The 13153-nt window shown below is 47.4% G+C and carries 9 protein-coding genes; 4 read left to right on the plus strand and 5 right to left on the minus strand.

What is annotated here, in order from left to right:
* Window positions 1–7: 7 nt before the first annotated feature.
* Complete coding sequence (locus tag ON05_RS23345) at window positions 8–2452, minus strand: type II CAAX prenyl endopeptidase Rce1 family protein (protein WP_236619074.1); 2445 nt, start codon at window positions 2450–2452, stop codon at window positions 8–10.
* Between the two features lie 259 nt (window positions 2453–2711).
* Here ON05_RS23345 and ON05_RS23350 point away from each other — a divergent pair, with 259 nt between their 5' ends.
* From ON05_RS23350 to hemL, 3 genes are all read left to right on the plus strand, one after another.
* Window positions 2712–3434, plus strand: a complete 723-nt coding sequence (locus ON05_RS23350) for a lipid-binding SYLF domain-containing protein (RefSeq protein WP_010477179.1) — start codon at window positions 2712–2714, stop codon at window positions 3432–3434.
* An 11-nt stretch (window positions 3435–3445) separates the two neighbouring features.
* Window positions 3446–5134: a phospholipase D-like domain-containing protein gene (locus tag ON05_RS23355; protein ID WP_010477178.1), complete on the plus strand. Its 1689-nt coding sequence runs from the start codon at window positions 3446–3448 to the stop codon at window positions 5132–5134.
* A gap of 262 nt (window positions 5135–5396) precedes the next feature.
* Entirely contained in the window at window positions 5397–6695 is a 1299-nt protein-coding gene (gene hemL / locus ON05_RS23360) for a glutamate-1-semialdehyde 2,1-aminomutase (RefSeq protein ID WP_010477177.1), read from the plus strand.
* Between the two features lie 222 nt (window positions 6696–6917).
* Here the strand turns inward: hemL and tsaA are convergent, their stop codons facing one another.
* The 3 genes from tsaA to ON05_RS23375 all read right to left on the minus strand — a co-directional run bounded on the left by tsaA (window position 6918) and on the right by ON05_RS23375 (window position 8951).
* Entirely contained in the window at window positions 6918–7682 is a 765-nt protein-coding gene (tsaA, locus tag ON05_RS23365) for a tRNA (N6-threonylcarbamoyladenosine(37)-N6)-methyltransferase TrmO (protein WP_010477176.1), read from the minus strand.
* Entirely contained in the window at window positions 7669–8400 is a 732-nt protein-coding gene (locus ON05_RS23370) for a TrmH family RNA methyltransferase (protein WP_010477175.1), read from the minus strand. The genes tsaA and ON05_RS23370 overlap by 14 nt, the downstream gene beginning before the upstream one ends.
* A 251-nt stretch (window positions 8401–8651) precedes the next feature.
* Window positions 8652–8951, minus strand: coding sequence for a DUF4282 domain-containing protein (locus tag ON05_RS23375; protein WP_010477174.1), 300 nt, complete (start codon window positions 8949–8951; stop codon window positions 8652–8654).
* Window positions 8952–9512: 561 nt separating this feature from the next.
* Here ON05_RS23375 and ON05_RS23380 point away from each other — a divergent pair.
* Complete coding sequence (locus tag ON05_RS23380) at window positions 9513–10520, plus strand: hypothetical protein (RefSeq protein WP_010477173.1); 1008 nt, start codon at window positions 9513–9515, stop codon at window positions 10518–10520.
* Between the two features lie 17 nt (window positions 10521–10537).
* Here ON05_RS23380 and ON05_RS23385 read toward each other — a convergent pair whose 3' ends face one another.
* Entirely contained in the window at window positions 10538–13045 is a 2508-nt protein-coding gene (locus tag ON05_RS23385; RefSeq protein WP_010477171.1) for a hypothetical protein, read from the minus strand.
* Between the last annotated feature and the right edge of the window lie 108 nt (window positions 13046–13153).

The following is a 13153-nucleotide window of genomic DNA, read 5'->3' on the forward strand; positions in this document are numbered from 1 at the left end:
ATCTGATCTAAACTTTGCTCAGACGTTCTTGCCCGCCTAAATACAGCAACCAAATTGCAACAGCAAGCCAGTGCAAAATAGTTCCTGGCCAGATTGAACCTGTGAACAGATAGGTACCAGTACAGGCTATCCCCAGCACAGCGGCTAAAGTTAAAAATCTGGGATTAAAGAAGGTTGGATCGCCTGCTTTGTAGAGGGTACGGGCATTGAGGGGATGATAGAGCACAAAGAGGATTAGGCTAAATCCTGACCAAAGCAGCAGAGTCACCCACCACACACCTTCTTGGGGGTGGGGAATGAGGAGGCAGCGGAATAATAATTCTTCGACTAGGGCTGGCATGATCAAACTGCCGATCCAGAGTCTTACTTGCACAGATGGGGAATAAGCAGCCCATTTGAGTGGGGTCAGAAACCCAACCTTTCGGCCCCAAACGACAGCAAAGAGACCATATCCACTTATGATCACTCCTGAAACGAGCCATCCCATCGGAGTTGGAATCGTTGTGGTTGCTTCCACCAACCGAGAGAAGGAAAAGGAAACGACTGGCCATTTCCCAAATAACTCTGTGGGGGCTAGGGGGCTGATATCCGCATCCCAACCTCCCACCTGATTCGTGTTGAGAAACCAAAGCGGGGTGCCTTGTCTAAGAAAAATGCGAATGATTTGATCTTGAGCAACCCGAGGAATCAGGGTTCGCCAGCTCAGAACCTGAGCCAAGAAATCGTCTGAGTGGCGAAATGTCCCGGGTGTAGCAATACCTGCTGCAACCTGGGCATTTTGCTGCCAATCACTGCGGACAATGCCCAGAGGGACGAGTTCTTTCTCCAGGGCATTCCCTAAAATCGTTAATTCTTGAAACCGAAGGGTTTGAGGGGCGTGAGGGTGATCAGCTAACCAAGTTTGAATCGCTGAAGACATCTGCACCTGATATTGAATGCGCTTAATGGTTTTGTAAACCGCTTGACTGGAATCTTGAACACAGGACTTTGCCGGGGTGACCAAAGCAGAACCGGTGCCATCACCAATTCGATAGCGTGCTGCCATTAGTTGTAGCTGGGTTTTAAGCTCAGTTAAGGGATCTAGACTGATCTCGCCAAATTTATAGGGCTGCGTCAGAGCATCAGACTTGACCAACACGTCCAATACGGGCCGACTTCCCAACCATCCCCGGTTAAGATGGCCCATATATTCGGACCAATGGCTAGGTCCGGCCACAATTCCCTCTGGGTTGTGGGCATACACCTGTTGGTACTCGATCTCAAACTGACGTTCCCCTGTAAAAGGATCTTTAATGACCGTAGCGATACCGTAGCCAAAATGCCCCGTGATCGTGCCGATGACTGCCTGAGGCTCCGCTTTGTTACCACCAATGCCGCCAAACAGATGGACAACTAGGGCTTGATCGCCTTCTTGCCACTGCTCTAGGGCGGTTTTTTGTTTTCGACGCTGGCCATCTACCAGAGCTCGCTGAAGTTTACCCTTGTGTTGAGCAGTTTGTTGCCAAACTTTGCGTTTGAAGTAGTGCAGTCCTGCCCCCGGAGTGGAAAAGTGATAATCGGGCTGGAGTTGGAACAGAGACCGAGGTGCGATCGCATTCACCTCAAACATCCCTTCCCTATTCCTCGAACCATAGATATACCAGCCTGAACGTCCGGCTGGAGAGTCGGCTAATTTCCTAGGAGTGGACTGAAAAACTCCAGCTGAATTGGGCTGATCCTGACGAATGTGCACCCTTTCTTCAGGGCCATTAAACCGTTGAGTTAGGGGATTGTAGTGACGCACCCGAGTCAACTCGCTCGGACAAGGAGGTGATCCAGGACAGTCTTTGGGAACGGATGCTGACGTGGAGACTGGCCCGAGGATTTTGACGAGTCCATAGTCGAATCCAGGGACCTGTACTGGATCTTCTGCAATTTCTAGGTGAGGACTAGGGTCAGTAACGGCTTGCACCTTTTTTAATTTCACGAGTAGGTCATCGGTGGGCCTTGCTCCCGCCAGAGACTGCAATGGTCCCACCTGCCGCCGTCCATCTAATCGTTGCGGATGGATATTGCCCCGTTCCAGGCTTTGGTGAGCTTCTGCCGAGAGGTTGATATCCTGTTGTACCCGTTTGATGCGGGCTTGGATATCAGGCTTATCCTGCCACTGCAACCGCACAGTTTGACTGACAAACTCAGGATTGGGACTATGGTGAACTTCAAACCAAACCCAGTCCGTGCCATCCGCGGGTGGTAGTATTAACCGTCCTACCCATTCACCCACCGGACGATAGCCTTCTTCAGTAGAGATCTGTGCTGAAGAAATTTGAGGGGCAGAAGAAGATGCTGCCACTGCTCGAAGGGGCTGCCCCATTGTTAGCTGGAGTACGCCCCCGCTGAAACATAGCGTGACCAGACTGAGGACGATCCATCGGTAGCGGTTACGAACAAAATAAAGGAATTTTTGAACCATCTTCCATGGGGAATATCAAAAAGCAGGGTGGGCTAGAGCAAACAACAAGTTTCATCTCGAAAACCTTGCCATTTTATAATTTCGGTGCTAATTAAAAGGCTAGAAAATAAGGGACTGAAGCCAGTTTGCCCTCTACCGTAGTTGTAACTAAGCACGGTATCCCAATTTCGGCACCATTTAGATGGATGAAGCGGCTGAAACTTTCCGGTAAACCCAGGGTCATTACCCATATGCTCGTCTTGTCTAGGGAGAGATAGCGATGAAATTTAAGTCTATAGTGGCTGTGCCCGTAACAGCAGTGCTCGTAGTCACCACCAAGATGCCGACCATGGCCGCGACAGATGTGGAAAAGCAGGCCCATGCCGAAAAAATTATTTACTCTTCTCAAAATGTCTTAGAAGAAATTCTCAGTGATCCCAAGACTCAAATTCCCTCAGAACTGCTAGAACAAAGCGAAGGTATTGCCATCTTTCCCGGTGTCATCCAAGCAGGGTTCCTGTTTGGCGCTCGCCGAGGCACGGGGGTGATGATGCTGCGACAAGAAGATGGCACTTGGAGTAACCCTGCATTTATCAACATCACGGGGGGCAGTTTTGGTCTCCAAATTGGGGCTAAATCCAGCGATATTGTCTTGGTGTTCCCCAACCGCAGCACGGTCAATGAAGTGCTGTCCAAGTCTTTCGATATCGGCGGTAGTATCTCGGGAACGGCTGGCCCCGTGGGGGCAACGGCGGTTGATCCCACTAAAGATTACAGCAAGTCCCCGATTCTGACCTATGCCCGCAGCAGTGGTCTATTTGGTGGTGTAGCCATTGATGGCTCTAAACTCGGCTTTAACAAAGGGAAGAACCGCGATTTATACGGCAAATCCATTACCCCGCGCCGAATTTTTAGAGATCCAGATGTAGAAGCACCTGTGGTGGTTGATTCTCTCCGTCAGGTGTTAGAAGAGTCCGAGTTAGGGACCTTTAGCCGCTTCTAGCTTCTCTATTGATGCAGCGTCTGCAATTGGGGTTAGCTTCCCTTGTCCTACTGGGTGCCCTGGGGATTGGAGTGAATCGTTGGCAGCGATCGCAACCGCAATTCCAGTCCATCGAACCTCTCCCACAACATAGCCAGATTCAGGTGTATATGAACCAGAGTCTGGCTAATTCTTTTACGGATCCGTATCGACAAATTCACCGCCCAGGGGATGATTTAGAGTCGATTATTGTCGAGAATATCCAGGCCGCACAATCCACAGTGGATGTAGCAATACAGGAATTGCGATCGCCCCGGATTGCCCAAGCCCTCCGAGATCGCAAACAAGCCGGTGTTCAGGTCCGAGTCATCTTAGAAAACACCTACAGCCGACCTTGGAGTAGCTTTACGCCCCAAGAAGTGGCTCAGATGGATCCACGGCAAAAAGACCGATACCAAGCCAACTTTCAACTGATCGACCAAGATCGAGATGGCAAGCTGAGTTCGACTGAAATCAATGATTACGATGCGCTACAGGTGATTCGTCAGGCGGGTATCCCTTGGCTAGACGATACAGCTGATGGATCTGCTGGCAGTGGACTGATGCACCATAAGTTTGTGGTCATTGATGGGCAGGCCATCCTTGTGACAACGGCCAACTTTACGTTGTCTGGCTTGCTCGGCGATTTAGATCAGCCAGATAGTCGAGGAAATGCCAATTCTCTAGTCGTCCTTAAGAACCCAGCTGTCGCTCAGCTATTTACCGAGGAATTTAAGGTGATGTGGGGAGATGGTCCCGGTCGAGCAACCGATAGCAAATTTGGGGTGAACAAGCCCTGGCGTCCAACCCAAACTCTTAAGGTTGGTGATGCCAAAGTGCAAGTGCAATTTTCTCCCACATCCGTCTCTACGCCCTGGTCTCGCAGTACCAACGGTCTGATTCGCCAAACCTTAGCGAAAGCGAAACAAGAGATTGCGTTGGCGCTATTTGTCTTTTCAGAGCAACCCCTAGTGGATCAGCTAGCCGTGGAAGACCATCAAGGGGTAAAAATTCGGGTATTGGGTGACCCTCAGTTTGCCTATCAAAGCTATAGCGAAATTCTCGATATGTTAGGGGTGACCCTCAGTTCCTCTCGCAGTGGAACGTTAACGTGTCAGGCTGAACCCCAAAATCGACCTTGGTCTCAACCCTTGCAAACCGTGGGGACACCTCAACTCCCCAAAGGCGATGTGCTGCACCATAAATTTGGAATTGTAGATGGCCGGATTGTGATTGTGGGATCTCACAATTGGTCAGATGCTGCCAATCGTCGCAATGATGAAACCTTACTAGTGATTGAACATCCTCAAATTACCGATCACTATCATCGGGAATTTGAGCGGTTATATGCCAGTAGTCGTCTCGGCATTCCGACCTTTCTCCACAACAAAGTCCAAGACCATCAACGCCAATGTGGTGATTTACAGCTCAATACCAGAGATACCCCCCAAACCATCTGGCTAGGAGAGGGACAAACCGCTCCGGGTACTGACTCCCTCGTCAACTTGAATACTGCCAGTCAACAGGAACTAGAAGCATTACCTGGTGTGGGGCCGAAGTTGGCGGCCCGAATAATCGAGGTGAGGCAAAAGCGTCTTTTTACCTCCCTTGCAGATTTTGATCAAGTTCCTGGCATCGGGCCGAAATTGCTGGAACAGCTACGGAATAAAGTGACCTGGTGAGCACCATTCTTTGCCTTGAGGCCAGTCAGGGGCTGGATCGCATTTTTACTACGCATGTATAAATTTTTTCAATTGTTTACGTTTTACCGCTTCAAACTTGAAGAATGTAGACCAACCTTCAATAGTTTTGATCCATATAGAGTGAAACAGTAGAATGAAAGACTATGTTGATAGGGCTTAAGCATAAATTTGCTAAACGCACCTTTCAAAAGCCTTGATAATTCAACCATTCAGCACGTCAGCTGACCTTAAGGAGAAAACGTTGCTTACTGACACCTTAAATACAACAAAGTCAGAGGAGATTTTTGCGGCAGCGCAAAAATTGATGCCTGGTGGCGTAAGTTCACCGGTCCGCGCATTCAAATCTGTGGGCGGCCAACCCATTGTTTTTGATCGGGTTAAAGGGGCTCATGTATGGGATGTTGATGGCAATCAATATATTGATTACGTCGGCACCTGGGGACCCGCAATTTGCGGTCATGCCCATCCTGAAGTCCTCACAGCTCTCAAGGAAGCCTTAGACAAAGGCACTAGCTTTGGCGCTCCCTGCTTGTTGGAAAACGTACTAGCTGAAATGGTCATTGATGCCGTTCCCAGCGTGGAAGTAGTCCGCTTTGTGAACTCAGGAACTGAAGCTTGTATGTCCGTCTTGAGACTGATGCGAGCCTTCACTGGCCGGGAAAAAGTGATCAAATTCGAAGGCTGCTATCACGGCCATGCTGATATGTTTTTGGTCAAGGCTGGCTCTGGTGTGGCAACTTTGGGGCTACCGGATTCTCCCGGTGTGCCCAAATCTGTAACGGGAAATACCCTAACGGCACCCTACAACGACTTACAGTCCGTACAAGCTCTATTCTCCCAACATCCCGATCAGATTGCTGGGGTGATCTTAGAACCAGTCGTCGGTAATGCTGGGTTTATCCCGCCAGATGCCGGGTTCTTAGAAGGCCTCCGAGAAATTACCCAAGAGAATGGCGCTTTACTGGTTTTTGACGAAGTTATGACCGGCTTTCGCATCTCCTATGGCGGTGCTCAAGAGAAGTTTGGCATTACCCCCGATTTAACGACCCTAGGTAAAGTCATTGGGGGCGGCCTGCCCGTGGGTGCGTATGGCGGACGTCGAGACATTATGAGTATGGTTGCTCCGGCAGGCCCCATGTATCAAGCAGGTACATTGTCCGGTAATCCCTTGGCGATGACGGCTGGTATTAAAACATTAGAATTGCTCAGACGTTCAGGAACTTACGATCAATTAGATCGGGTGACTGGTAAGTTAATCTCTGGATTGTTGCAGATTGCTCAGGAAGCAGGCCATGAGGTATGCGGGGGACATATCAACGGCATGTTTGGCATGTTCTTTGCCCCTGGCCCGGTTCATAGCTATGACGATGCGAAAGCCGCTGATGCAGCTAAGTTCGCTAAATTCCATCGGGGAATGTTGGAACAAGGTGTTTATTTAGCGCCTTCCCAATTTGAGGCGGGTTTTACCTCCTTAGCTCATACTGATGCAGATATCGACCAAACCTTAGAAGCAGCCAAAGTTGTATTGGCTAATATTTAAACTTTAATTGAGAAGTTGATTTCAACAGCAAAATACTATCTTTAGAAAATTATTCGAGAGAGGCCTATAGGCCTCTCTTTTTTATGCTTGACATCCATAAAGATTGTGATTTACTCCCTTCCCGCCATAAGATTATTGAACAAGCGAAAATATGAAATTAACCTAGAATTCTGCAGAAGTATGGATCGTCTTTGTCCCTATAGCCTATGGTTCAGGACCACATCAATCAGGATCCTGGTTAAGGATGGATATTGGGAATAGTTTTGTCACAGTTGCGATGCCAGCTTCTACTTTCCAGAAAATATCAAATCCTGCTAGGCGCATATTCCACTCTTGCCCTGGTTGACCATCTTTCCGCCGTTCATAGCCCGGACGAGGATCTTGGGCTATAACCTCTGAGATCACCTGTTGGGTTTCCTGTAAATCACGGGTCAAAGCTGAGGTCAGGCTGGCCATTGCTTCGGGACTCCATTCCACCGGCAAGAGTGGATCCGCATCATCAGCCCAAGCACTGGTTGCAGATGGGATTGCATCTGCATAGGGTACATAGGGTTTGATATCTAACACAGGTGTGCCATCTAAGAAGTCTCCGCCATGAATATGGAGCAAAATTTCATCTGAAGTTTGTTCAACTTGATCTAAAGGCACCACACTCAGTCCGATCTGATTTGGACGATTGGGGCTGCGGGTTGCATAAACTCCCATGCTTTTATTCCCACCCAAACGGGGTGGACGCACCAGGGGACGAAACTTGGTAAAGGATTGACCATGCAGAAGAAAGATCACCCAGATGTGGGAAAAGCTCTCAATCCCTCGCAATGAATGCCAGTGCAAATCGGTGTTGGGAAAGACAATGGCTGCTTTGGCCGACGCCACCAAGCCTGCCTGTCGGGGAATGCCAAATCGTTCAGGGTAACAAGATCGAATATAGGCAATCGGGGTTAAAGATACTGTATCCAAGTTGGAAAGGGGATTAGGGGTCGGCATGATGATGATTCCCCTGCTTGGCTTCCAGGCAATCTAAGGTGCGGTCAATACAGGCTCGAATATTATGCAATAAATAGAGATCTTCAGAACCCAATCGGGCCAAACCGCGAGTAACGTATTTCTGGTAGCGTTCGGCCAAGCCGATGCGCTCCATAAGCTGAAGGGAGGAGTGTTTGAGATTGGCATATTCTAGCGGGGGCATGGGGGTACGATTAAGGCGTTGGTCTTTAATATGTACCGCCGACTCAGACAGCATAAAGCTGTACACCATCACTGCCTGAGCTAAGTTCAAGGACGGATGGGGATTCCCTTGAGGGATGGTCGTGATCAAATCGCAGCAATCGATATCCTGGCGATTCAAGCCAGACCGTTCTCCCCCAAACACAAACGCAACCTGTTGCAGATTCTCTCCCTTTGCCTGTAAGCGCTGGGGCACCTCCCGGACGGAAATATACTGATACTTCTCATAGCGATGGCGGGCGGTGGTGGCGCAGGCAAAATCAATGTCATGCAGCGCATCGGACAAATTCTGATAAATGGGGGCTGCATTGAGGACGGCTTGGGAGCCGTGGGCCAGGACTTGGGCTTTTTCAGAGTTGCGATCGCATCGGGGTCGCACTAGCCGCAAATCCGTATGGCCCATGGTATTTAAAGCTCGGGCGGCAGCCCCGAGGTTTTCTGGAACTTCTGATTCAACCAGGATAAATGAGAACTGCATGAAGATAGAACGGTTGTCTTGTCACAAAGAGTACACGGTATAAGATTTAATGCAGAATACTCTCTGACTATTGACGCTAGCATGATCTACCCAATGACGTTCAAATTCATTCCCTAATAGGCTTTATCAGCCTTTAATAGTGTGGAAGATAATCGCATGTCCATCGAGACTCTTTATTATAGATTTGAGTGAGTTTGAGTGATTTTTAAATGGGACTTTATGGACATAATAAAGACAGAAAATGCTACAGGCTAGCGATTAATTGAATTTGCGATTCGGCTAGTATTTTCAGCGGTTCTAATTGAAGCGATAAACGATTCCAAAACAATTCGGAAGAAAATAACATACAGTACAAAGGCGAGTGGTGCAATAATCAAAGCGCCAATGGCGGGTAGGGCACCTTGACTTAACCCTGCGAATAAAATGCCTAAAGCAGTTAAACCAATAAATAAAATTCCTATCCCATAAAGGACTCCTGCGATTTGAATCGCGATAAATTCGGAGAAGGACAGATCAAAGAGCTTAGCAAAGAACCCTTTTCGAGAAGCCATATTAAGTTATCCTCACTTGACTTTATATTTTGGCCTCTATTATTAGGAAGAAAATGATAGATTGCGCTTTCTTAATAGTTTTTTTATTATCTAAGAGTTTAAGCCAAAATAACTTCAATTATATGTATTTATATATAAATATTTATCGACTTTTCTGTATCTTTGTTGAAGAGCAATGGCTAATTGACTCATGCATAACCACTAGATTTAAGTCTTCTGAATAATTTTCACTGAGGATAAAAACTGAGCTAGGGGTTAACTATCAATTTAATCAGGCTGGTTATTTAGAGAGATTGCATAGATTGCAAGAACAAAAAAAGGTACTTTGAAGATTCATCTCAGATTTAAAATAAAGTAAATATACTTTTCTCTAGATTGATAATTAAATCCTGATTTTCTATCATGACAGTACTCATGATAGTTCTCACTAAAATCTGTGTATCTTAAATTGGGAATCATTGTGTAGCTCCACATATCCATAAATCTGAGTGCTCCTCTCTAACGATCCCGTAATTGGGTTCTTAACCGAAGAGAGAAGAAGATTGCGAATAGGTATCCACTATGGCTTTTTTAGACCAAGAAAATAGTACACAGCAACAAAAACAACACCGAGCTTGGTGGAATCGGCCTCTAGTCGGTGACCGGAGTATGACAGAGCGCGTGGGCTCTTTAATCAAACGGCAAAAGAGAGAAGAAGTCCCTGAGCGAGTCCTTAAAACCCATACGGATGCTTTACAGGCAATCAATAAATTGGTGAAGCGAGCATTGTCTATTGACAATGGCAAATATGGAAATCCTGAGTTCCTTGCTTTTGTGAAGCTTAAGCGAGCGTTTGCGGAAGGCCATGAAGGATATGAGAATCTAGATCGATATCTACAGTTGCTGCATGCGGGTATTTCAGCCAAAAACACATTTGTAGCTCTGGAACGCATGGAGTTTAAGTTCTATGGTTCTAAACATGGGCTCTTGTATGACTATGTCGAGGCTTTATTTCAAAGCAATGTTCCTCAGGCTGAGTTTCTAGAGAGCTTACAGGCCAAATTTGTTGAGGTCCAACCGCAACTCCGGACAGAGGTGGGGAAAGAAGTACTACAGCAATATCATCAAAATTTAGAGACAATCACCAAGCATCGGTTTGGATTTCGGCTATTGCGTTCCTTTAAACGCCATAAAATGACCAACTATTCCATGCTCAATACGGTAGCCAATATTATTGATGGATTAGATCGATTGGACTTGCATGACTTAGGCATCCTCAATACGGAAGTGATTGCCCATTATGAAACCTTTCAACGATTGGGTGAAATAATCGGCATGCCAGAACCCTTGGTTAACCCCAAAACCTTTGGTCGGATGCTGCAGTATGTCGCTTTAGAAGAAAAATATAAAACGGCTTATCCTAAATTTCAGGAGCTAGTAGTACTGCTTGAAGAGTGGTATCGACACTTTACCGTCGCCCAAAATCTACGCAATGAATATAATCCCAAAAAATATAAACGGGTGAAGGAATTTGGAACTACGATTCCAGGAATTGCGCTCTACAATAAATACAAAGTCTATTTCAGTTAGGAAGCAGGTTGTTCTAACTAGTGCTGCCATTGTCGATGAATTAACTCCATATTCTGCACAGTGCAGTGGAGAATCTCGGGCCTTGCTAAATATTCCATCAATGGACTGAGCTTGGGAATATTGAGAAGAAAAGCATCGTAATCGAGTGCGGTCAATTGGTGTAGGATTTTACACCACTGAGAATAATCGATCTGCGAAGGGTGAATTTGAGGAAGCAATCGGCTTAAGGACTTGGCGCGATCGACTTTATCGGTAAATTCAAAGGTAGCAGCCAGGGTCTGCCCCAATAGGTCATTGGGAAGCAAGGCATTGAGAGAATCCAGGGTCCTTTTTCTGGCTTCCCATGGACTTAATTTCAACCCTGAGGAGGTCAGTTGAGCCTTAAGGGTACTTATGACTGATGTATAAACCTGATTCTTAGGGTGTGGGCTCCTCAGTGCCTGAATGTTTAACAGTAATCCTGGAGAACAGTAGGGAATCACAATTTCAAGGATTCTCTGCTGTTTGTCTTTGCTGGTTACTTTTTGAGCAATGGCTAAGACATGCTGAATCTGCTCATGGGTTAACAGTGGGGCTAACTGCTGAAAGGCCAATATCTGGGCATCTATATCGGTGATTTGGCAGGCCGCTGTCAATGCCGCAGGCAGCAGTTTGGGACGCTGTTGACTTAAAGTCCAGTAGGCTCGAAATTGAAGCTGGCTATCTTGGCATTGCGACAACCAGTGAAGTGCCGTGGGCAGAGTAGATGTCTCTGTACTGGCCAGTTGGCAAATGGAGAGTACTTTTGCTGTTGGATTGGTGAAAGCACTAATCTGACCTTGCACTTCGCTTTGGACCGATGGGGAGAAATGGGGGTAAAGAGTTCCCAACGCTTGCCCCCGGTCTAGTTCATCCGGCAAAGTGTTGATTATTTTGAGCAGTTTGGTCGTAATGTTAGCTGCAAATTGATGTTCGTAAATGGGGGGAAGGACAGTGCTGTAGGCCAGTGGATCCTCAAACTTTTCCAATATGTTCAAAGCAAGTTGAATTTCAACTTCACTTAAATATGGAACAATTTTGCTGAGGGCGAATGCACAAGATCGTTCATCCTCAATGGAACATACTGTGCGAAAGGTCACCGAAAGCAGACCAAGATGATGGGGAAGTAGGTGAATGAGAAGCCTAGCCCTTGTAGCGGGTTGGTCAATAGAATTGATGACTTCCAAGACCTGCGCTTTTTGAGCATTAGAAATCGTCGGTGCAATTGCCACCAAGAATTCTGAACAAACACTCTCTTCTATTTCACCCGTTTGGCGATTGATTAGCTGATTCAAGTAAATGGAAGTGGTTTGGGGCCAACGGGTCACAATTCCGCAGGCAGCAACCATTTCATCCGACGGGGAAAGGGTTTGGGCAATGGTGATGGTTTGATCTAACAGGGAAGTGGGTATCTGGGCTGATATCTCACGCAGCACAATCGCTTTGTAAAAATCAGCCGGTAAGGATCGGATGATTTTTAACAGCTCTGGAAATAGCCTTGCCTCCAAAAGGGGAGCTAGAAGGCACAATAACTGCGCTTGGTGGGCGGCATGAGACTGACGTTGGATAACTGAGAGGATATAGGGGTGATAGGTGGTGGGCAGAGCTGGGATTAAGCCCTGCAGAACCTCAAATTGATGTTGCGAGTCTTGAATCAGCTCAAAATAGGTAATGCTTTGGGTCGGTGTCCAGACTTGTTGGCGGACAAAGGCTCCAATCAAAGGGGCTGGTAGTCGACGAACCACACGGTGATGAGCAACCGTCATCATGGCATAGCGACACTGCAATTGAATGGCTTGAGTGGGGGATTGCTCGTATTGCTCCTCTGCTAGTTGCCACGCTAAGTCCACATCCCGGCAATAGAAAGCCGTATAGCCGTTGCGATCGCACGCTTCATACCAACCATTTGCCCCGGACTCCGCTTCTTCCTGCAGAAGAATGTGGATTTCATCACAGCGATCCGCGGCCTGCAAGTGCCAGGTTAAATGGGCATGAATATAACCATCATCTTCCAGGGTATGCCACAACCGTTTATGGGTAAGGGCCTGATAGCGCTCCACCAGAACCCCATGAGCTTCCCGCGCATCAAGCTGGTTCAATTGCAGTAAGCCAGCATAGGCAACCTGCTGCAAAGAGACGGGGAGTTGGTAAATATGCGGAAAAGGACTGAGGCTGGACTGGGACCATTGCTGTTCAATGAGGATCTGCTGTTCAACCCATCGCTGCAAGAGCACTTCAGCCTCGGTAATGGGGCAGAACCACAGAGTCGCGGCAGTTTTAGCCGTAAAGGTTGCGTTTTTAGCCAGAATTCCCAACCAGGAGAATCGTTGCTCTTCTTCTGCATTCAGAGCAAACGACTGAGACAGGTCAGACGGGGGTTGACTTGCCTCCAGGGTCTGTATCCGATCAGCGAATGAGCCTGCGGCTAAGTCTTCCGCTACAGGGCTCGATTCATCTATGGATCCTGCCGATGCCAAGGGAGGAAGAATAGTGTCTAAACGGCTCACAAAAGCGAATACTAAGTTCGGAGACAGCCAAACTTAGTATTCCCAATGGTTTTGGCCGATGGGACAATTTGCCCCTTATCTGCCTCTATCAATGGCCCTCAGGCCTTG

It is taken from the genome of Acaryochloris sp. CCMEE 5410 (genome assembly GCF_000238775.2).
Taxonomy (GTDB): Bacteria; Cyanobacteriota; Cyanobacteriia; order Thermosynechococcales; family Thermosynechococcaceae; genus Acaryochloris.

Excerpts from the sequence above, each read along its gene's own strand:
- ON05_RS23370 (WP_010477175.1), bottom strand. The coding sequence starts at position 8,400 with ATGCAGTTCTCATTTATCCTGGTTGAATCAGAAGTTCCAGAAAACCTC.
- ON05_RS23345 (WP_236619074.1), bottom strand. The coding sequence starts at position 2,452 with ATGGTTCAAAAATTCCTTTATTTTGTTCGTAACCGCTACCGATGGATC.
- ON05_RS23375 (WP_010477174.1), bottom strand. The coding sequence starts at position 8,951 with ATGGCTTCTCGAAAAGGGTTCTTTGCTAAGCTCTTTGATCTGTCCTTC.
- tsaA (WP_010477176.1), bottom strand. The coding sequence starts at position 7,682 with ATGCCGACCCCTAATCCCCTTTCCAACTTGGATACAGTATCTTTAACC.
- ON05_RS23350 (WP_010477179.1), top strand. The coding sequence starts at position 2,712 with ATGAAATTTAAGTCTATAGTGGCTGTGCCCGTAACAGCAGTGCTCGTA.
- ON05_RS23380 (WP_010477173.1), top strand. The coding sequence starts at position 9,513 with ATGGCTTTTTTAGACCAAGAAAATAGTACACAGCAACAAAAACAACAC.
- ON05_RS23355 (WP_010477178.1), top strand. The coding sequence starts at position 3,446 with ATGCAGCGTCTGCAATTGGGGTTAGCTTCCCTTGTCCTACTGGGTGCC.